19 protein-coding genes are annotated in these 20,321 nt (G+C 27.2%); 15 read left to right on the top strand and 4 right to left on the bottom strand.

The window, feature by feature from the left end:
• Positions 1–513 precede the first annotated feature (513 nt).
• Genes Q0K19_RS12900 through Q0K19_RS12880 form a run of 5 tightly spaced genes read left to right on the top strand, consistent with a single transcriptional unit; the run spans position 514 to position 5,062 of the window.
• Positions 514–2,478, top strand: a complete 1,965-nt coding sequence (locus Q0K19_RS12900) for a hypothetical protein (protein ID WP_297248597.1) — start codon at positions 514–516, stop codon at positions 2,476–2,478.
• A gap of 2 nt (positions 2,479–2,480) precedes the next feature.
• Complete coding sequence (locus Q0K19_RS12895; RefSeq protein WP_297248595.1) at positions 2,481–3,650, top strand: hypothetical protein; 1,170 nt, start codon at positions 2,481–2,483, stop codon at positions 3,648–3,650.
• A gap of 44 nt (positions 3,651–3,694) precedes the next feature.
• On the top strand, positions 3,695–4,378 hold the full coding sequence (locus tag Q0K19_RS12890) for a hypothetical protein (protein WP_297248593.1): 684 nt from the start codon (positions 3,695–3,697) through the stop codon (positions 4,376–4,378).
• Between the two features lie 8 nt (positions 4,379–4,386).
• On the top strand, positions 4,387–4,680 hold the full coding sequence (locus tag Q0K19_RS12885) for a hypothetical protein (protein ID WP_297248591.1): 294 nt from the start codon (positions 4,387–4,389) through the stop codon (positions 4,678–4,680).
• Positions 4,681–4,720: 40 nt separating this feature from the next.
• Positions 4,721–5,062: a hypothetical protein gene (locus Q0K19_RS12880; RefSeq protein WP_297248589.1), complete on the top strand. Its 342-nt coding sequence runs from the start codon at positions 4,721–4,723 to the stop codon at positions 5,060–5,062.
• A gap of 75 nt (positions 5,063–5,137) precedes the next feature.
• Here Q0K19_RS12880 and Q0K19_RS12875 read toward each other — a convergent pair whose 3' ends face one another.
• Positions 5,138–6,142 carry an aldose epimerase family protein gene (locus Q0K19_RS12875; protein ID WP_297248587.1) on the bottom strand — a complete coding sequence of 335 codons (1,005 nt, stop codon included), beginning with the start codon at positions 6,140–6,142 and terminating at the stop codon, positions 5,138–5,140.
• A gap of 280 nt (positions 6,143–6,422) precedes the next feature.
• On the bottom strand, positions 6,423–6,818 hold the full coding sequence (locus Q0K19_RS12870; RefSeq protein ID WP_048594176.1) for a secondary thiamine-phosphate synthase enzyme YjbQ: 396 nt from the start codon (positions 6,816–6,818) through the stop codon (positions 6,423–6,425).
• A 105-nt stretch (positions 6,819–6,923) separates the two neighbouring features.
• Between Q0K19_RS12870 and Q0K19_RS12865 the strand changes: the two genes are divergently transcribed.
• Genes Q0K19_RS12865 through Q0K19_RS12845 form a run of 5 tightly spaced genes read left to right on the top strand, consistent with a single transcriptional unit; the run spans position 6,924 to position 12,768 of the window.
• A complete protein-coding gene (locus Q0K19_RS12865; protein WP_297248584.1) occupies positions 6,924–7,406 on the top strand; it encodes a pyridoxamine 5'-phosphate oxidase family protein in 483 nt (160 codons plus the stop codon).
• Between the two features lie 32 nt (positions 7,407–7,438).
• Entirely contained in the window at positions 7,439–8,827 is a 1,389-nt protein-coding gene (locus Q0K19_RS12860) for a TldD/PmbA family protein (protein WP_297248582.1), read from the top strand.
• Positions 8,828–10,183 (top strand): TldD/PmbA family protein, encoded by a 1,356-nt coding sequence (locus tag Q0K19_RS12855; RefSeq protein ID WP_297248579.1) that lies wholly within the window; start codon positions 8,828–8,830, stop codon positions 10,181–10,183. It abuts the gene before it with no gap.
• A 50-nt stretch (positions 10,184–10,233) separates the two neighbouring features.
• Positions 10,234–11,415 (top strand): ATP-binding protein, encoded by a 1,182-nt coding sequence (locus Q0K19_RS12850; protein WP_297248577.1) that lies wholly within the window; start codon positions 10,234–10,236, stop codon positions 11,413–11,415.
• A gap of 3 nt (positions 11,416–11,418) precedes the next feature.
• Positions 11,419–12,768 carry a sigma-54 dependent transcriptional regulator gene (locus Q0K19_RS12845; RefSeq protein WP_014488082.1) on the top strand — a complete coding sequence of 450 codons (1,350 nt, stop codon included), beginning with the start codon at positions 11,419–11,421 and terminating at the stop codon, positions 12,766–12,768.
• 53 nt (positions 12,769–12,821) lie between these two features.
• On the opposite strand, the gene Q0K19_RS12840 is transcribed toward Q0K19_RS12845, so the two are convergent.
• Complete coding sequence (locus Q0K19_RS12840; protein ID WP_297248574.1) at positions 12,822–13,286, bottom strand: PTS glucose transporter subunit IIA; 465 nt, start codon at positions 13,284–13,286, stop codon at positions 12,822–12,824.
• Between the two features lie 269 nt (positions 13,287–13,555).
• Between Q0K19_RS12840 and nagE the strand changes: the two genes are divergently transcribed.
• The 3 genes from nagE to Q0K19_RS12825 all read left to right on the top strand — a co-directional run bounded on the left by nagE (position 13,556) and on the right by Q0K19_RS12825 (position 17,734).
• Complete coding sequence (gene nagE / locus Q0K19_RS12835; RefSeq protein ID WP_297248572.1) at positions 13,556–15,013, top strand: N-acetylglucosamine-specific PTS transporter subunit IIBC; 1,458 nt, start codon at positions 13,556–13,558, stop codon at positions 15,011–15,013.
• A 125-nt stretch (positions 15,014–15,138) separates the two neighbouring features.
• Positions 15,139–16,119, top strand: coding sequence for a PTS transporter subunit EIIB (locus tag Q0K19_RS12830; protein ID WP_297248570.1), 981 nt, complete (start codon positions 15,139–15,141; stop codon positions 16,117–16,119).
• Positions 16,120–16,618: 499 nt separating this feature from the next.
• Positions 16,619–17,734: an ABC transporter ATP-binding protein gene (locus tag Q0K19_RS12825; protein WP_297248568.1), complete on the top strand. Its 1,116-nt coding sequence runs from the start codon at positions 16,619–16,621 to the stop codon at positions 17,732–17,734.
• Positions 17,735–17,818: 84 nt separating this feature from the next.
• Here the strand turns inward: Q0K19_RS12825 and Q0K19_RS12820 are convergent, their stop codons facing one another.
• Positions 17,819–18,787, bottom strand: a complete 969-nt coding sequence (locus Q0K19_RS12820) for a tRNA-dihydrouridine synthase family protein (RefSeq protein ID WP_297248566.1) — start codon at positions 18,785–18,787, stop codon at positions 17,819–17,821.
• Positions 18,788–19,321: 534 nt separating this feature from the next.
• Between Q0K19_RS12820 and Q0K19_RS12815 the strand changes: the two genes are divergently transcribed.
• Both Q0K19_RS12815 and Q0K19_RS12810 read left to right on the top strand, forming a co-directional pair.
• A complete protein-coding gene (locus tag Q0K19_RS12815; protein WP_297248564.1) occupies positions 19,322–19,621 on the top strand; it encodes a TetR/AcrR family transcriptional regulator in 300 nt (99 codons plus the stop codon).
• Between the two features lie 75 nt (positions 19,622–19,696).
• Positions 19,697–20,242, top strand: coding sequence for an AAA family ATPase (locus Q0K19_RS12810; protein ID WP_014932870.1), 546 nt, complete (start codon positions 19,697–19,699; stop codon positions 20,240–20,242).
• Positions 20,243–20,321: the final 79 nt, after the last annotated feature.

The following is a 20,321-nucleotide window of genomic DNA, read 5'->3' as shown; positions in this document are numbered from 1 at the left end:
ACAATTTTTATTTAATTATTTATAAAAATTGTTCTTTAGTTTTGTATGCCTTCGGCAATGGCTCTGTCAAATAAACTTGCTATAGTCTTACAATTTTTATTTAGTATTTATAAAAATTGTTCTCTAGTTTTTTATGTCTTCGGCAATGGCTCTGTCAAGTAAACTTGTCAGAGTCTTATAATTTTTATTTAATTGTTTATCAAAATTGTTTTCTCGCTTTGCATGCCTTTGTCAAATTATATTCTTAAGTAAGATAGATATTTTTACTTACTTATATATAAAAATGCTCAATAATAAAATATTTAAAATAACTTACATACAAGTATTTATTATGAAAAATTATCCATTTTTATAACCTATAAATTGTATAAATATAAAACAAAAAGTCAATTACAATTTTTTATTTTATTTGTATAAAAAGTAGTGTAAATTATAATGCTTGTAAAAAAAGATATTTTATATATAATATATAAAAGGTAAACATATTTTGTTGGAACGGATTATGGGGGAATTATGTTTAAGAAAATAATTTATATTATTATTTTGTTTTATGTATTAATTTTTTCAAGCTGCAGTAAAAATGAAACTGTAAATAATAATAATTTAAACACAAATGATATCAATACAAATAATTTACAGACTAATGATTATGCAGATATTGTTTATAAAAATGATAATGCTTTTTTTGATATGAAATATGTTTATAAATCAATAAGAGTTGATAAAGAAGCTTTCAGCAATGTTTTGATTAGTTATTATCAAGATGCCAAATACAGTAATATAATAAATAGAAATAAAGATTTCCTTAATAAAAAACTTGTAGGTGATAATGATATAAAAAAATATGCTATAGATTTTATATCTAATACATATCATAATCATTATAGTGATGATGTACATAGTGATAATTCAGTTTTCTCTTATGCTTCTGAATATAATTATGTTGAGCAAAATTTAGCTTTAAAAAAGGCTAGGGAACTTCTTTTAAGTATAAAAAATAAAGATGCAGATATTTACTTAGCTTTATTTTTATCACATTTTGCTACAGATTCTTTATATTATTTTAACGATATGCAGAATTATTTGAAAGAATGGAAGAAATTAGGTTCTACAAATATAGGTATGATGATTGGCATTATAGGTGAAGGTAATAATATAAATAATATATATTCAAATAAAATGAAATTAATAAATTATATAATAGAAGCTCCTTCAGATTTAGGAGTTGAAAAATTAGTTGCTGATGCTTATGAAAATGGTTTTTTAAATGATATATCAAAGGATACAGGATACTTAGATATTTATAATGAAAACAATTATAATTTATCTTCTGTGATATATAATAATACTTCTAATATATCATACTTTACTGTAGCAAGAGATATAGTAAATACAAACATAATTGATAAATATATTAGAACCTATACAGGAAAAGCTTTAAGCAGAGATAAAATGACTTCTCCTGTATATTATGAAAATTTTTATTATACATATAATCCTTCATTGGATCAGAAATACGAAGATTTTGCAGATATATATTTTCTTGAGTTTAATAAAAATACATTTATTTATTCAATTAAAGGAAACAAACTTCAAGGTGTATATTATTTAAATCCTATGTTTATAGGAAATATTAAATATGCTGATTATAAAATAGAAGAAGTATTTAATTTCCATCTTGGAGATGATTCAAAGTTGGAGAGTGCTAAAATATCTTCTATAAAAACAACTGATTTGAAAAATATAGCTACAAATTCGCAATTCATATCGGAAGGAAAATTTGATAAAAATAAATACGCTGAATATTTAGATGATATACTTTCTTTCCCAATATATAATCCTGAATTCTTTCTATGCGATATAAACAATGATGGAAAAGATGAGATAATGCTTAGAGGCACTTATAAACATTCTGGTGAAAGGAGCGGAATAGCTTCATATATCTTGCTTTTAAAAGATAATTTAGAATTAAATTTAGAAAGCACCATTGGAAAATCTATAAACGGAAGCAGCAAACAAGGACTTAATAATTTTCAAAAGATGTATTTAGAAGACGGTAAAAATAAAATACTTCTTGTTGATCCTAATGCCAATACAGCACAGGATATATTTGCTGAGAATGGTGTTGTAAATGTATATGAGTTTACATACAAGACATATAAATATCAGCCTATACTAGTTTGGAAAGGAAAAATTGTTAATGGTGTTCCTGATGGAGTTTTGAAAACAGATGCAGGATTTGATATGTATAAAGCAGAAAGCGATTCTGATAGAGCTATAGTATCAGATAAGACTTTAAGAGTGGCTGATAAACTTATGAACGATGAATATAATAAAGAATCTGCAAGATTAGCTAAAGATAAACAGGAAGAGCTTTTAGAAAAAAAACGTTCATATACAAAAGCCATTCAGGATAAGTATGGAGATGTATTAGAGATAGAAAATGAAATGATAAAAATATTGGGTATAGATAAATAATAGTGAATAATGATAATATAAATACGCCTGCTTATAAAAATATAATTAGGAATTTTAATATTGCTATAGGTATTGCTTTTATACTACTCATTTCGGCAATATACGTTACTTATATATGTAATATTAATATTCCTCAATTAAATTCTAATACAGATTTACAATTATTAGAAGGTATAGCAGTAGAAAGTTTTATCTATAATATAAGGATATTTTTTTCTTTTTTAATTCCATTATCATCTTTTATATTTATATTTCTTTTTGTGCTTAATCCTATTAGCGTTAAATCTATATTAATATCATTTGTATTGATTTTTTTAATGGCTTTTTATTTATACAAGCTCCCTTATGATATATTAGTAAATCCATTCGATAATTTATATGCATTCATTTCTTTGATAATAAATCTTATATCAGCAAATTTAATTATACTTTTTATAGTAGGTTTATCTTTTATAAGATATGATATAAAAAAGTTTTATTCTTTATATGATTTTTATACTATGATTACTGAAATTATAATATGGAGTTTTTTAATATTATTTGTAATTTCATTAATAGTATTTTCTATAACTGCTGCATTATATTTCAATGATAAAATAGATGCTAAGAAAATTTTCAGATTTTTAATGAGAAATGATATGAAAAATTTAAAAATACTTTTATCTATTTTTGCTGTATTAAATACTCTTATAATTTATTTTTCATATTTACTATATAATAAAATGCTTAATACTAAATTGTCTATAAGCGTTTCAAGAGTTATCACTCCTTTTATATCTTTATCATCTATTGTTATCATAATACTAACTTTTAAATATCATATTATAAATAATAATTATTTTAGATTTTTATTCTTATTATATATTTTATTTATGATGTTTTATATATTCAATATTTTTTTATTTAGAATAGATAAAGAACATAATAAAACAGAATATTACATATACATAATTTCAAATGTATTGGGTATTATATTTTCTATATTTTTATTGTATATATCTTTTAATAAATTTTCTTACCATTATTTTATGATATTTAATTCAATAGCAATTATTAATTTCCTATATAATATATTTGTTTCTATTATGAAAAAGTACATAAAATTCATATTTTTATATAATTATATATATATAATATTTTTTATCGTATTATTATTTATTGACTTTATATAACATTTTGCTATACTATATATGTATGATAATATATAGGAGCCAAATTGAGAAATAGAATATTTTTAATAATTATTTTTATTCTTGTTATTTCTTTTAACTTGAAAGCTGTGAATTTGTCAGTTGGATTTATAAGCCAGTTTGGTCTTAGCGGTGCAAATACAAATGCATCAAAAGTATTTCCATCTGGATTTAGAGATTTTGATTCTGGATTTGCATTTTCTATAGGTATTAATCAGCCTGTAGCATCTTCTATGTCTTTTTCTGTGCTTCTCGATTTAGGATATTATCATGATTCTTATGATTTCAGATATAATATAAATGGAAAGAGAGTAACAGAAAATTATCAATTTGATAGTTTTTTGGTAGGCGGATATGCAAGATTTAATTTTGCATTTTTATCAATAGGAGCAGGCGGAGGAGTTAAAATTCCTGGAATGGCTACATATAGAGTAAATGGATATAATAAAGGAGGAAGATATAGATTTTCTTTTGGAGATTTGAATGATATATTTGAAAGTGCTGTTATACCTTATTTAAGATTTTCTCTCGATTTTAGTTTATTTAATTATTTACTTATAGGTGTATATGTTAATTATGATTTTCCTTTATACTTCCAGCATAATAATTATATGAATGATGTATTTGTTAATAGAGATTCGATAAGTGCTTTTGATATAGGAATTCAATTTGGATATTATCTTAATATTAATTTTGATAGAGATTATTAGGAGTTATTATGAAAAGGATATTTATATTATTTATCTTATTGTTATCTTTTAATGCACTTTATTCTGCTGATTTTGTAGCTGGTTTTGTAGGACGTATTGGTGGAAGCAGTGCTACTACTGATAGGAGTAAAGTATTCACATCAAATTTTAGGGATTTTGATAATTCTTTCTCTTTTCAGCCTGGAGTATTTTGGGGATATGATGATCTATTATCGGCAGCCTTACTTTTTGATATAGGCTATAGTATGGATAGATATGAAATTAAATATACTATAAACGGAAAAAGAGTTAGAAAATTATAATTTTGGAAGTTTTTCTATAGGAGTATTTCCTAGATTTAATGTGGGTTTCTTCTCTATAGGTTTTGGCGGCGGAATTAAATTACCATTATCTTTGAAATATACTAAAGAGGGAGATGAATTCAGCAGAAATAGATATTCATTAGATTTTGGAGATATACAAGATGCTTTTACAACTTCATATATTCCTTATATAAAAGTTTCTGCAGATTTTCTTGTTAGATTCAGCAGAAAATTCATGATGTCATTTGGTGTATATGCTAATTATGATTTCCCTATTGATATAGATAAAAATGGTATATTCAAAGATTTTACAATCAATCAGGATTCTTTGGCTTCATTTGATATAGGCTTCCAAATTGGTATGTACTTTTTAAGCAGATAATTCGTTTTTTACACTGTTAATAAAATAATGAGGGCTTTATTTTTCAATATTGCCCTCATTTTTTATTTAATTTTATTATATTAAAGTAAATTTGTATATTGTTCTATGATTATATTCTCTGTCAGGATAAAGTATAATATTTGGAAAATGATTAAAATTCAATGCACATGATAAATTTTGAGTTTCTAAACAGAATGCTTCATGTCTATTTAATATTTTATCTCTCATTTTAAAGTTATTGAAATGATTAGCTGTATAGAATAATACAGAAGGCTGAGTAGTAAATACTTCTAAAGCTATATTTGTTTTTCTTGATAATATTTTTACTCTTTGTTTATTTATATCATTATCATCAAAAATAAAACAATTATCACAGCCGTCTTTTGATTTTATTATATCATCAACTTTTTTTAATGAAGTGAAATCATAAGGAGTATTTTTTGTTTTTAATATTTCTCCTGAAGTTATACCATTTTCATCGGCAAGATAATATTTAGCATCTATAAACATTTCATGATCTTTAATATTTCCGCCGCCATTTAAATTAAAATATGAGTGATTCATTATGTTTAAAGGAGTTGCTTTATCAGTAGTGGCAATATAGTCTATTATTATTTCATTTTCATCTGTAATAGTATATTTTACTATTAAATTAAGATTTCCAGGATATCCTTCTTCTCCGTCTTTAGAAACATAAGAAAATAATACTTCATTGTCTTTTTTTTGTATTGATTTGTACATTACATAAGAAAGTCCGTTTGTTCCTCCATGAGTATGATCAGGAGCTTTATTTGCTGTTATATTATATTCTTTATCATCTATTTTAAATTTAGCACCTAAAGTTCTTCCAGCCACTCTTCCTACAGTAGCACCCATATGTCCGTTTTTAGCCTTATCTGTATAAAACTCTATATCATCAGAACCGAATGCCACTTCTACTTCTTTTCCTTCTTTGTCCTTGAAAAATATTCCTGTTATAGTTGCACCAACTTCTGCCAATTTTACTTTTAAGCCCTTATCATTTTCCAATGTATAGATATAAGATTTTTTTCCGAAATCTTCTTTTTTTGATCTAAACATAATAATATCCTTATAGTAATTTATTTATATATTATACATTATTTTTATTTTTTTTATATAAAAATATTTTTAAAATTTATTTATTTTTAATACTTGTATACGGTATATTGACAATTTCTTTTTTATTTATATACTTTAAAATAAATATTTAAACTTACGGAGTAAATATGTGAATAATAATAGAGCTAATTGGTTCAATTGCTAACTTTATAAAAAGAAAATTTTTTACTAGTAAAGCCCAAAATACTAGAGAGGAATAAAATTATAGTATTATGTATTTTTATTTTGAAATGATCTGTACATAAACTTTTCTGTTTCTAGCACCATCGAATTCAAAGAAGTATATATCCTGCCAAGTACCTAATACTATTTTTTTATTTTCTATTATTACTGTCAAACTAGGGGCTACCAAAGATGATAATACATGAGCCTGTGAATTACCTTCTCTATGCTCATAATTATCATGCTGAGGTACTAATTTATTGAAAGCATTCTTCATATCAAATACAACATCAGGATCAGCATTTTCATTTATTCCAACAGCTGCAGTTGTATGCGGTACAAATATAACAGCTATTCCATTTTCTATATTTTCATCATTTATGCATTTTTGAACTTCTCCTGTAATATCAACTATATCGAATCTAGCTTTAGTTTTTACATTAATAGTATGCATTATAATATCCTTTTTATTATTTTGTTATATATTATACGATAATAAAATACTTGTCAATTTGATTATTTTTCTATTAATGTATATAATATTATTATGTTTAGAGAAATGAGAAGGAAAAATCAATTATTATCAAATTCGCAAAGCATTTCAATATTAGAAAAATGCAGCTCTGGAGTATTGGCTGTTTCAGGTGATGATAATTATCCTTATGCTGTTCCTTTAAGTTATTTCTATTATGATAATAAAATATTTTTTCATGTTGCTAAAAGCGGATATAAATTAGATGCTATAAAAAATAATAATAAAGTTTCTTTCTGTGTTATAGAAAAAGATGATATAAAGCCAAAAGAGTATACAACTTATTATAGAAGTGTTATTGTTTTTGGTAAGGCTTTCATAATTGACGATGATAATCAAAAGAGAAAAGCCATTGAGAAACTTGCATTGAAATATTATCCTAATGACAATGAATCAAATAGAAATAATGTAATTGATAAAGAGTATGATGCTTTTTATATTATAGAACTGCATATAGAATATATGACAGGTAAAGAGGCTATAGAGTTAGTTAATAATGCTTTTAAATAGTTGTAATTGAAACTAATAAAAAAGGAGAATAAATGAAATATTTTAATTTTGATGAAAATTTTTTGCATACAGTTTTAGAAGAAGCTTTAAAAAATGGCGGCGAGTATGCTGATTTATTTTTTGAAGATACTAAAGTTAATTCAATAAGTTATTTAGATTCAAAAGTTGATGATATGAGTCTTGGAAATAATTATGGTGTAGGATTAAGAATCATAGTTAATAAAAAAACAATATATTTATATTCTAATGATACAAGCAATAACAGTTTGATTAATTTAGCAAAATCTGCTGCTTCTATTGTAAATGATAAAAAGTATATAGTTAAAGATTTTATTCAGTCAAAAGAAAAAGATAATCACCCATTACATATTAATCCTTTCGATGTAAATTTTGATGATAAGATAGAAGTTCTTTCATATTTGGATAAAACATCAAGAGGAGTATCAGACAAAATAAAACAAGTTAATGCTATGTATTCAGAAAAGCAAAGAAATATTTTAGTATGTGCAAGTAACGGCATATTAAAAGAAGATTCTCAAACATATATAAGACTTATTATGATGGCTATGGCTAGCGATGGAACAAACACTCAAACAGCACGCAGAACAAAAGGAGCATTAGACGGATTCCAAGTTATAAAAGATATTAATTTAGAAGATATGGCTATGGAAACTGCTAATTCAGCTATAAAGATGCTTAATTCTAAATATCCTAAATCCGGAAAATATCCTGTTGTAATAGATAATGCATTCGGCGGAGTAATATTCCATGAGGCTTGCGGACATGCCTTGGAGGCTACATCTGTTGCTGATAATGCCAGCGTATTCTGCAATAAATTGGGAGAGAAAATCGCTTCCGATGTTGTTACTGCTGTAGATGACGGAACTATAAAAAATGCTTGGGGAAGTTATAATATCGATGATGAAGGTAATGAGGCACAAAGAACAGTTTTAATAGAGAACGGTATATTAAAAAGTTATTTAGTTGATGAGCTTGGTTCTATGAAGATGAATCAGAAAATAACAGGAAGTGCTAGGAGAGAAAATTATAAATATCCTCCTACTTCAAGAATGAGAAACACATTTATAGATAAAGGTAATTCTAGTTTTGATGAGCTTATATCAGGAATAGAGTATGGACTTTATGCTAAAAAAATGGGAGGCGGTTCAGTTGATCCTGCTACAACAGATTATAATTTTGCCGTTTCTGAAGGTTATTTAATAGAGAATGGAAAAATTACTGAACCTGTAAGAGGTGCTACGCTTATAGGACGCGGAGATGAAACACTTATGAATATTGAAGCAGTTTCATCAAATTTAGAATTGGCTGATGGTCTGTGCGGAAGTATTTCAGGTTCTGTTCCTACTACTGTTGGACAGCCTGCTATTAAAGTTAAAGAGCTTACTGTTGGAGGAAGATAAATGTCAGAGAATAGTTTTAAAAATAGAATAAAAGAAATATATAATGATATAAAAAATAAGGCAAAAGATATTGATGAAATAGAAATATACATGTCAAGCAGCGGAGAAGAGGAGTTTACTGTAAGAGAAAAAGATTTAGACAAATATACTTATGCTGAATCCGGAGGCATAGGATTAAGATTAATTAAAGACGGTAAGGTTGGAATAAGTTTTACAGAGAAAATAAGTGCTGATATTAATATAGATGATCTTATCAATAATGCAAAAACTTCATTACATTATGCTGATTCTGAGCCTGAATATAATAAACTTATAGATAAAGATGATGATGAAAAAAGTTATGATATGATTAATAGGGATATAGTTAATCTGTCTAATGATAAACTTAAAGAAATTTCATTATCTATAGAAGATAAATTATATTCTCTTGATAATAGAATTGTAAATGTACCGTCTGCAGGATTAGCCAGATATAATTTTAATAAATGTATAATAAATAGCAATGGTATATGCAAAGAAGAGAAGAAAAACAGTATAGCATATTATGGTGAAGTAATAGCAAAAGAAAATGATACAGTAAAAACTTTTTTTGATGTTTATTCTTCAACAGATGCTGTATTTGATATTGATTCTTTTACCAAAAATATAGTTGATAATGTTGTAAATAAATTATCTGCAAAGCCTATAGAAAGCGGAAAATATAAAACTGTATTTTCAAATAAAGCTATGAGAATAATTATAGGTTCTTATTTAGGTTTATTTTCTTCAGAGGCAGTTCAAAAGAAATTATCACTTCTTCAAGGAAAATTGAATCAGAAAATAGCAAGCAGTATCATAAATATTAAAGATATTCCTATGTATGATAAAGGTTTGGCAAATACAAATTTTGACGGAGAAGGCTCTAAAACTAAGGATTTAAATATAATTACTAACGGAGTTTTAAATAGTTATCTTTATAATAGTTATACTGCAAAAAAAGACGGCATAAAAACAACTTCACATGCTTCAAGAGGATTCAAAACTTCTATAGGCATATCTTGTCATAATTTTATTTTGGAGAATGGAAATAATACTCAGGAAGAATTAATTTCTCAAATTCAAAATGGTGTATTAGTGAATTCTTTGACAGGAACCCATGCAGGAGTTAATGCTATAAGCGGAGATTTTTCTTTACAGGCTGAAGGTATAAAAATAGAGAATGGTAAATTATCTTATACAGCAAGTCCTTTCATTGTTTCAGGTAATATATTAGACCTTTTGAGCAATGTAGAAATGCTTGCTAATGATACTGATTATCATCATTCATCTATATATGCACCTAGTGCTTTGATTAAAGAACTTTCATTTGCTTCATAATTTTTATTTATAGTATTGAAGTTTTTTTTATTTTTAATATACTTTATAAAATGAATAGAAGAAATCAGTTTTTTGATAAAATACTGCAGAATTTCGATAAAGTTTCTGATAATGAAAAGAAGAAAGTTTTTAAAAGGCTGTCAACTCTTTGGTATTCTCAAAACATTATTTTAGAAAATCTTGAAGAGGGTATAATAGCAATAGATGATAAAAATGCTATACAAGGAATAAATAAAAAAGCCTGCTTTCTCTTTTCAATACCTAGAAACTCTGAAGGTAAGCCTCTTTCAAAATATATGTCATCAACTGATATAGGAAGATCTATATTAGAACTTATGAAAGATAATATTTCAGATACAAAATTATTAAAGGATGATGAAAATGAAAGGATACTTCAGATAAATATACTTCCTATAGGAGACAGCGGAAGGATAATAGGTACTCTTATAAAGGCATTTGATATAACTAAAACTTATGAAAGTGCTCAGAAACTTAAAAGAGCCGAACAATTAGCTTCTCTTACTACACTTGCTGCAGGAGTAGCACATGAAATAAAAAATCCTCTAGGTTCTATTTCCATATATGTACAGCTTATAGATAAGATAATAAAAAAGAATATGGATAATGAATGCCAGTGCTATAAAGATTTTAAAGAGTATTCGGATATTATCAAAGAAGAAATAAGCAGACTTGAAGAAACTATAAATTCATTTTTATTTTCTGTTCGTAAATTAGAACTAAATATTGAAGATGTGAATATTAATGAACTTATTTTATCTACTATAGCATTTTTGAAATATGAGATAGAAAAGAATAATGTTAATATTGATGTTAAATTTGATAAAGATAATCTTATATTAAAATTAGATGAGAAGTATATAAAACAGTCTTTAATTAATATAATACAGAATGCTATAGATGCTATGAGTGATAATGCAGATGATAAAAAGAAAGAAATTTTTATAAAACTTAAAACAGTTGATAATTATGCGGTGATAAGTATAAAGGACACAGGTATCGGAATAAAAGAAGAATCTCTTGGCAAAATATTCGAGCCTTATTTCACAACTAAAAGACATGGTACCGGACTTGGACTTACAAATGTAGTTCGTATAATAGAAGCACATAATGGAAATGTAACTATAGAAAGTGAATATGGAAATGGAAGTGAGTTTATTATAAAACTTCCTTTAAAGCAGGAGAATCAAAAATTTTTAGAAACGGATTTATAAATTATGCCTAAAATATTAGTAATAGATGATGAGAAAAATATAAGAGATGGTATTAAAAAATCATTGGAATTTGAAGGTTATGAAGTTGTAACTGCAGAAAACGGCGAGAAAGGAATAGAAATCGTTTATAAAGGCGGAATTGATTTAGTTATAACTGATTTAAAAATGCCTGAAAAAACAGGTGAGGAATTTTTAAAAGATATTTTAGATTTTGATAAGCATATACCTGTTATAGTGTTAACGGGTCATGGAAATGTTGAAACCGCGGTTGAAATGATGAGGCTTGGTGCTTATGATTTTATGACAAAGCCTTTCAATCTTGATAAAATGCTCCTTATTATAGCAAGAGCTTTAGAGAGTAAAAATATTAAGAAGACTAATGAAACTCTTGAGAGCAGAGTGGATTATCATGAAAGTTTTTACGGTATGATAGGGCATAGTCCTAAAATATTAAAGGTTTATGAGGCAATAAAACAGGTTGCAAGGACTAAAGCCACAGTATTGATAGAGGGTGAGAGCGGAACAGGTAAGGAATTAGTTGCTAATGCTATTCATCAAATATCAGACAGAGCCAAACAGCCTTATATAACTGTAAACTGTGCTGCACTTTCAGAAGGGGTTTTGGAAAGCGAATTATTCGGACATGAAAAAGGTTCTTTTACAGGAGCTATTGATAAAAAAATCGGAAGGTTTGAAGCGGCAAATAAAGGCACTATATTTTTAGATGAGATAGGTGAGATTAATCAGATTGTACAAGTTAAACTATTGAGAGTATTAGAAGAAAGAGTCATAGAGAGGGTAGGTTCTAATACTCCTATTGAAGTTGATATCAGAGTAATTGCTGCTACAAATAAAAAATTATCAGAGGAAATAAAAGAGGGTAAATTCAGAGAAGATTTATATTATAGGCTTAATGTTATAAAGATAGAAATGCCTCCTCTTAGAGAGAGAAGAGAAGATATACCTCTTTTGATAGATAATTTTATTAAGGAGTTTTCTAAAGTACATTCCATAGAAATAAAATCGGTTGATAAAAAAGTGTATAAAATATTGTCTTCATTGCAATGGGAAGGAAATGTAAGAGAACTGAGAAACACAATAGAAACTATGGTTGTTATGTGTAAAGATGGTAAAATTGATGAGAGCAATATACCTGATTGGGCTTTAAAAAATAGCGAAAGTAATTTTGTAGTTGAAAATGATGTTACATTAGAAGAACTTGAAAGAATGTATATTAATCATTTGCTTAGCAATAATAATTTTAATAAGGCACAGGTTGCTAAAATACTTGGAATTGAAAGAGCCACTCTTTATAGAAAATTAAAAGAAGATATTAAAGATAATAAAGAATAAAAATAAAGAGGAGCTTTTATCACTCCTCTGATAATAACTTAATATATTATTTTTTATTTAACAGCAGTCATTATGACATCGTCTGTAGAAACATTTCTAGGGTCTGTTTTAGTTAATGATTTCAATTCAGAGAAATTAGGTATTATAACAGGGGAAGTAATATCATATTCTTTTTCTACTTCTTCTTTATCAAATTCTATTAATAAGGTACCTACTTTAACTTTATCGCCTTCTTTAACATGTGCTTTGAAGTGTTTACCGCCCAATTTTACAGTGTCCATTCCAATGTGTATAAGTATTTCAATTCCTTTAGAAGATAATCCTATGGCATGATTACTATCAACCATTGTTATAACTTCGCCGTCAACAGGAGAGTATACTTTTCCTTCCTCTGGTACAATAGCCATTCCATCGCCAAGTGCTTTTGTAGAGAAAGCCTCATCTTTTACTTCTGTAACATCAACTAATCTGCCTTTTATAGGACTTTTTATTTCGATTTTTTTAGAGAATAATCCCATTATAAATACCTCCGCTAAATAACTTTGTATTTTTATTTTATCACAAATGTTTATAAAGTAAATAACTTTATCCTAAAAAATATTATAATAGTTTTTATGTTCAAATATCGTATATAATACAAATAATTTATATTTTTTATTTACATAAATGATAAAAACTTGTAAAAAATGAATTAATAAATTGTATAATACTTGATAATATAATAAATAAGTATTATACTATGTAATATAAGTAAAATAATTACTTTTTTAATTTTTATGGAGGATATATGTTTAATTATCTACAAAGAATAGGTAAGTCCCTAATGGTTCCAGTTGCTGTATTACCTGCAGCAGCTATTCTTTTGGGTATTGGTTATTGGATTGACCCAAACGGATGGGGCGGCGGAAGTCCAGTTGCAGCTTTCTTTATTAAGGCCGGCGGTTCTATTATAGACAATATGCCTATACTTTTCGCTATTGGTGTTGCTTTCGGTATGTCAAAAGATAGAAATGGTGCTGCTGCTTTAGCTGGTCTTGTTGCTTTCCTTGTTGTTACAACTCTTTTAGCCCCTGCTACAGTTGGTATGATTCAAAGTAAACCTGTTGAGCAAGTTCCTGCTGGTTTTGCTAAAATCAATAACCAATTTATAGGAATACTTTGCGGTGTTATAGCAGGCGGTTTGTATAATAAATTTTCTGAAATCAAATTGCCTGAATTTTTGGCATTCTTCAGCGGAAGAAGATTTGTACCAATAATTACATCTGTAGTTATGATGGTAGTGTCTTTCATCTTAATGGTTATTTGGCCTGCTATTTACGGCGGTTTAGTAGCATTTGGTGAAGCTATAATCGGTCTTGGTCCTATAGGAGCAGGTATTTATGGTTTCTTCAATAGATTATTAATCCCTGTTGGTTTACACCATGCTCTTAACTCAGTATTCTGGTTTGACGTTGCTGGTATCAATGATATACCTAATTTCTTAGGCGGTCAGGCTTCTATAGATGCTGGTACAGCTACAATAGGTGTTACTGGTATGTATCAGGCTGGTTTCTTCCCTATTATGATGTTTGGTCTTTTAGGTGCTTGTTTAGCTTTCATTAAAAATGCTAAGCCTGAAAATAGAAATAAAATTAAATCTATAATGTTAGCAGCTGGTTTTGCTAGCTTCTTTACTGGTGTTACTGAACCTATAGAATTCTCATTCATGTTTGTAGCTCCTGTATTATATGTAATACACGCTTTACTTACTTGTATTTCTTTGATTATTTCTGCTAGCATGAAATGGATGGCTGGATTCGGATTCTCAGCTGGTTTGATAGACTTACTTCTTTCTACTAAAAACCCATTAGCTGTTAATTGGTATATGTTGATTATTCAAGGTATAGTATTCTTTGTATTATATTTTGTTATATTCAATTTTGCTATACAGAAATTTAATCTTAAAACTCCTGGAAGAGAAGATGATGATGTAGAAGTAGAAGTTAGTGTTTCAGGCGATGCTTCTTATGCAGAAAAAGCATTAATGCTTCTTCCTTTACTTGGCGGTATAGAAAATATAGTTGATATTGATAACTGTGCAACTAGATTAAGATTAGAAGTAAAAGATAATACTATAATACAAGCTGCTGAAATTAAAAAAATGTTCCCTGGTGTATTAACTCCTGGAAAAACTTCTGTACAAGTAATTGTAGGACCTAAAGTACAATTCTTAGCAGATGAATTTAAGAAAGTAGCTAAAAAATAATTGTTTATATAGCATTATATAATATTATGATAGCCTGCAATTTATAGATTGCGGGCTATTTTTTTTGTAGAAATAAAATAAATATTATGTTAGTATTATAAATCATAATATTATGAGGTTTAATAATGGAATCAAATAAAAAAGATGTTAAATTTATACTTCCTATGAATTTATTAGGAGGAAGAGAAAATATAGTAAAAGTGAATAACTGTGCCACTAGATTGAGACTTGAAGTAAGAGATGTAAATAAAGTAAATGCTGAAGAGATAAAAAAATATTATCCGGCAGTACAAAAAATCAGTGATAAAGAAGTGCATATAGTAGTTGGTACAAATGCAAGCGAATTAGCTGAATCTTTAGAGAGAATAATAGCTTTTGATGATAATGCTTCTAATATGGCTATGAATCTTATTCCTATGCTTGGTGGAAAAGAAAATATAGTAAAAGTAAATAACTGTGCTACTAGATTAAGACTTGAAGTAAAAAATGCTGATAAAATTAATGAGGAAAAATATTATCCTGTAATACAAAAAATAAGTCCTACAGAGGTTCATGTAGTAGTTGGTATTAAGGCCTTTGATCTAGCTGATGAATTATCAAAGATTTTAAATGACTCTGATGATAATACAGATTATTCTAATAGAGCTTGGCTGCTTATTCCTATGCTTGGAGGAATAGAAAATATAGTAAAAGTAAATAATTGTGCTACTAGATTAAGACTTGAAGTAAAAGATGTTAACAAGGTTAATGTTGATGAAATAAAAAAATATTATCCGGCAGTACAAAAGATAAGCGATAAAGAAGTGCATATAGTAGTTGGTACTTCTGTAAGTGAGCTTGCTGAAGATTTGGAAAAATTGTTAGGAAGCCAAACTCTAAAAACATCATTGCTTCTTCCGTTGGTTGGAGGTATAGATAATATAACTAAAGTTACTAATTGTGCTACTAGATTAAGATTAGAAATAAAAGATATTAATAAAGTTAATATTGAAGATATAAAGAAGTATTATCCTGCAGTTGAAACTATAAATAATAATGAAATTCATATAGTAGTTGGCACTGATGCCAGTGAACTTGCAAAAGAATTCAAAAAATTCGTAATTTAAAATAAAAATAGAGGGTATTATAATAATACCCTCTTATAATATTCTAACTTTTCATAATTTTATATTATACAAATATTAAACTCCTACAAATTTAATTACCGCATTAATACTGTAAAATTGTTTTTTGAGTTTTTTTATATTATTGATATTATAAAGTAATAAATATTTTTGTGTTTTTAATCAGATTATATTGATTATCAAAATAAAAACTATTTTTATGAGGTTTAAATATAATAATATTTTGACTATACAATAGTTTTATTGAAAATAATATAATTTGATTAATAAAATATATACTGTTCTGATTTTAGTTTAAAGCATTATATAGTATATAAAAAATGTGAAAATTATATATTAGATATTTATTTGAATACATTAAGAAATAGGTTATTAAACTTATTAAAAAAATTATAAAGGAGGTTTAAGAACCTAAATAATGATACTTTATAATGATAAAAAATTAAAATAATTTTAATAAACAAATAAAAGGAAGGGAATTATGTCTAGTATTAAATTTGAGCATATAAGAAAAGTATATGATAATAATGTAGAAGTTGTTAAAGATTTTAGTTTAGATATAGCAGATAAAGAATTTGTAATTCTTGTTGGTCCATCCGGATGCGGAAAATCTACAACTCTTCGTATGATAGCTGGTCTTGAAGAGATTACAGATGGTAAATTATATATTGGAGACAGATTGGTTAATGACATAGCACCAAAAGATAGAGATATAGCTATGGTGTTCCAAAATTATGCTTTATACCCTCATATGACAGTATTTAAAAATATGGCTTTTGGACTTGAGCTTAGAAAAACTCCAAAAGATGAAATAAAGAAAAGAGTTGAATGGGCAGCAAAAGTTCTTGATATAGCACATTTACTAGATAGAAAACCTAAAGCATTGTCTGGAGGGCAGCGTCAAAGAGTTGCTTTAGGAAGAGCCATGGTAAGAAACCCTTCCGTATTTTTATTAGATGAACCTCTTTCCAACCTTGATGCTAAATTAAGAGTTCAGATGCGTACAGAATTAATAAAACTTCATAAACAGCTTCAAACAACTTTTGTATATGTTACACATGACCAAGTTGAAGCTATGACAATGGGTACTAGAATTGTTGTTATGAAAGACGGAGATATAATGCAAGTTGATGATGCTAAGACTCTTTATAATAGCCCTAAAAATTTATTTGTTGCAGGATTCATTGGGGCACCTCAAATGAATTTTATAAATGCAAAACTTTCTAAGAAAGATGGAAAATGGTATTCTTCTTTCGGCAGATATGAAATTGAATTAAATAATGAAAGAGTTTCAAAGATAGATGAGTCATATAATGGAAAAGATGTTATATTGGGAATTAGACCTGAAAATATTACTTTATATAAAGATAAATCAGAAACTAATTCAAATAATTTAATAGAGGCTATAATCGATGTTATAGAGATGATTGGTTCTGAAAGTTATTTGTATATGAATTTTGGTGATTTACAGGTTACAATAAGAATCAATACCAGCGATGATTATGAAAGAGATCAGCGTGCATATATGGAATTTGATTTGAATAAACTTCATATATTTGACAAAGATACAGAAAAAAATATTTTGATAGAACAGTAATAAATATTAGTATATAATAAAAAATAAGTTCTTGCTATTATAACAGGAACTTATTTTTTTATTTATTATTATTTTTATTAATTATTATAGTATAATATTATCTAATATTTTAAATAATTCTTCTTTGCTCTCGCATTTCATAAGTTCTATTTTATTTTCCATTCTATATCCAGTTAAATATTTCATGACGAACTTACGCATAAAATGTATTCCGCTTACTTCTCCATAAAGATCGCAGCAGCCATTGATATGTTCTCTTATTATATTTTTTAAATTATCTTCTTCTTTTAATTTGTACTCATCATTATCTTCAAATATAGTATTGAGTTCTGCAAATATCCAAGGATTTCCTATAGCACCGCGTCCAACCATTATTCCATCAACTTTAGAAATATCAAATGCCTTTACAGCATCTTCTTTGTTTTTTATATCTCCGTTTCCTATTAAAATATAATCTTCACCCAATGCTTCTTTTACTTTTGCTATAGCTTCCCAATCAGCAGTTCCTCTGTACATATCGCTTGCATATCTTCCATGCAATGTTAAAAAGCATGCTCCATTTTCTTTCATAGCTAATGCTCTTTCTAGTTCTCCGCCTTCACCTCTTTTTAGTCCTAATCTTATTTTAACACTTACAGGTAAAGGAGATACACTTTTTACTGCCTTTAATACCGAAATCATTTTATCAGTATCCTCTAAAAGTCCGGCTCCTCCATTATTTTTTACTACTTTTTTGGTAGGGCAGCCCATATTAATATCTATAAAAGAAAAACCGCTTAAATCTGTTATTTCTATAGCTCTTTTATAATCATCTTCATTTGCTCCAAATAGCTGAAGTGATATAGGGTATTCATCTTCTTTATGCTCCATATACCTATATGTTTTTTTTACCTGTCTTGCTAAAGCAGCAGCACTTACTAATTCGGTTATTAAAAGTCCTGCTCCGAATCTTCTTGATAATCTTCTAAATACATGGTCAGTATATCCAGCCATAGGTGCTAAAAAAAATCTTGATGGTATATTGACGCCTTCTATTAATATATTTCTTTTCATGTTTTCCTTTAATTAAATGCATTAAAATGTTGATATAATATAAACAATTAATAAAAAAACTTCAAGGGTATAAAATAAAATTAATAAAATTCTATAATAAAATATATTTTTTATAAAAAAGGATTCATTTTATATTGACAAAAAAAGTTTACTATGTTAATTTATATAAGCTATGAATTATTTATTAATACAATCGACAATCGACAATCGACAATCGACAATCGACAATCGACAATCGACAATCGACAATCGACAATCGACAATCGACAATATTTTAAATTATTTCCAAAATATAATGTAATTTTTCTTTTGTTTATTATATATCTATATGCCTCATGTTATATATTTTTTGTTAAGATATAAAAATCTCTAAAACCCTAACATCATTTTATTTTAACAAAACTCCTGATAATGTATAATATGAGGCACTTTTATTTATAATTTTTTATTGACAATTTCTCATTATATTTTATAGTAAAATTATACTGACTAACTAAGTCAGTCAGTATATAGCTATTATTTATTAAATGATTTATGAGTAAAAAAGCCAATATACCAGAAGATAAAAGAGAAGCCATAATAAATGCCTCTATTGATGAGTTTGCAAAGCATGAGTATAAGCATGCCATTTTAGAAAATATTGCAAATAATGCCAATATATCAAAATCTCTTCTTTTATATCATTTTAAGAGCAAGAAAAAATTATATGCATATATTTATGATTATGTTTGTGAATATTTGGAAACTATTATTACAGATTCAGAGTTTTATAAAATAACAGATTTTTTTGAGCTTATGGAATATTCCTTTTATAAAAAGTTAGAAATGATGTAGATTTGTTCATAGTCTTATGGTATAATTCACCTAACAACAGAGCGACAAATCGGGATTTGTGGAGGTAAAATATAGATGAATCAAGGTAGAATTATTGTAATCACAGGTACGCCAGGGACAGGAAAAACTACAACGGCATCTGCTGTTGCAAAAGAATCAGATTTGGAAAAGTCTGTGCATATGCACACAGATGACTTTTATCATTATTTGAGTAAAGGGGCAATACCACCGCATTTGCCAGAATCAAATGAGCAAAATTTGATTGTCATTGAAGCGTTTTTAGAAGCTGCGAAGCGATATGCTCGTGGTGGATATGATGTAATTGTAGATGGCATTGTAGGACCGTGGTTTTTAGAGCCGTGGCTCAACATTGTTCAAGAGCATTATGAAGTACACTATATCGTTTTAAGGGCAAGTAAAGAAGAAACTATGAAGCGAGCTATCGAACGCTCAAAGTTAGACAGAGAAACAAATATTGAATTAGTTGAAACAATGTGGAATCAATTTTCCAATTTAGGAATCTATGAATTAAATGTTATAGATACAACTACGCATTCAATCAAAGATACTGTTTCAGCAGTAAAAGAAAAAATAGTAAGCGGTACGGCTTTACTATTTTAGACAATTCCCATTTATCGGGGAGTTTGCCGCCCGCTTAAACAACTAAATACATCCACCAAGAGCAGCTATTTTCCACCAC

It is taken from the genome of uncultured Brachyspira sp., assembly GCF_944393015.1.
Taxonomy (GTDB): Bacteria; Spirochaetota; Brachyspiria; order Brachyspirales; family Brachyspiraceae; genus Brachyspira.
Note: the sequence above shows the minus strand (reverse complement) of the source record. Positions and strands in the feature narration are given on the sequence as shown.

What these genes read in the sequence shown, in the direction of transcription:
- nagE (WP_297248572.1), top strand. Translation starts at nt 13,556, where the DNA reads ATGTTTAATTATCTACAAAGAATAGGTAAGTCCCTAATGGTTCCAGTT.
- Q0K19_RS12860 (WP_297248582.1), top strand. Translation starts at nt 7,439, where the DNA reads ATGAAATATTTTAATTTTGATGAAAATTTTTTGCATACAGTTTTAGAA.
- Q0K19_RS12840 (WP_297248574.1), bottom strand. Translation starts at nt 13,286, where the DNA reads ATGGGATTATTCTCTAAAAAAATCGAAATAAAAAGTCCTATAAAAGGC.
- Q0K19_RS12830 (WP_297248570.1), top strand. Translation starts at nt 15,139, where the DNA reads ATGGAATCAAATAAAAAAGATGTTAAATTTATACTTCCTATGAATTTA.
- Q0K19_RS12875 (WP_297248587.1), bottom strand. Translation starts at nt 6,142, where the DNA reads ATGTTTAGATCAAAAAAAGAAGATTTCGGAAAAAAATCTTATATCTAT.
- Q0K19_RS12810 (WP_014932870.1), top strand. Translation starts at nt 19,697, where the DNA reads ATGAATCAAGGTAGAATTATTGTAATCACAGGTACGCCAGGGACAGGA.
- Q0K19_RS12855 (WP_297248579.1), top strand. Translation starts at nt 8,828, where the DNA reads ATGTCAGAGAATAGTTTTAAAAATAGAATAAAAGAAATATATAATGAT.
- Q0K19_RS12820 (WP_297248566.1), bottom strand. Translation starts at nt 18,787, where the DNA reads ATGAAAAGAAATATATTAATAGAAGGCGTCAATATACCATCAAGATTT.
- Q0K19_RS12845 (WP_014488082.1), top strand. Translation starts at nt 11,419, where the DNA reads ATGCCTAAAATATTAGTAATAGATGATGAGAAAAATATAAGAGATGGT.
- Q0K19_RS12825 (WP_297248568.1), top strand. Translation starts at nt 16,619, where the DNA reads ATGTCTAGTATTAAATTTGAGCATATAAGAAAAGTATATGATAATAAT.
- Q0K19_RS12850 (WP_297248577.1), top strand. Translation starts at nt 10,234, where the DNA reads ATGAATAGAAGAAATCAGTTTTTTGATAAAATACTGCAGAATTTCGAT.
- Q0K19_RS12870 (WP_048594176.1), bottom strand. Translation starts at nt 6,818, where the DNA reads ATGCATACTATTAATGTAAAAACTAAAGCTAGATTCGATATAGTTGAT.
- Q0K19_RS12865 (WP_297248584.1), top strand. Translation starts at nt 6,924, where the DNA reads ATGAGAAGGAAAAATCAATTATTATCAAATTCGCAAAGCATTTCAATA.
- Q0K19_RS12900 (WP_297248597.1), top strand. Translation starts at nt 514, where the DNA reads ATGTTTAAGAAAATAATTTATATTATTATTTTGTTTTATGTATTAATT.
- Q0K19_RS12885 (WP_297248591.1), top strand. Translation starts at nt 4,387, where the DNA reads ATGAAAAGGATATTTATATTATTTATCTTATTGTTATCTTTTAATGCA.
- Q0K19_RS12815 (WP_297248564.1), top strand. Translation starts at nt 19,322, where the DNA reads ATGAGTAAAAAAGCCAATATACCAGAAGATAAAAGAGAAGCCATAATA.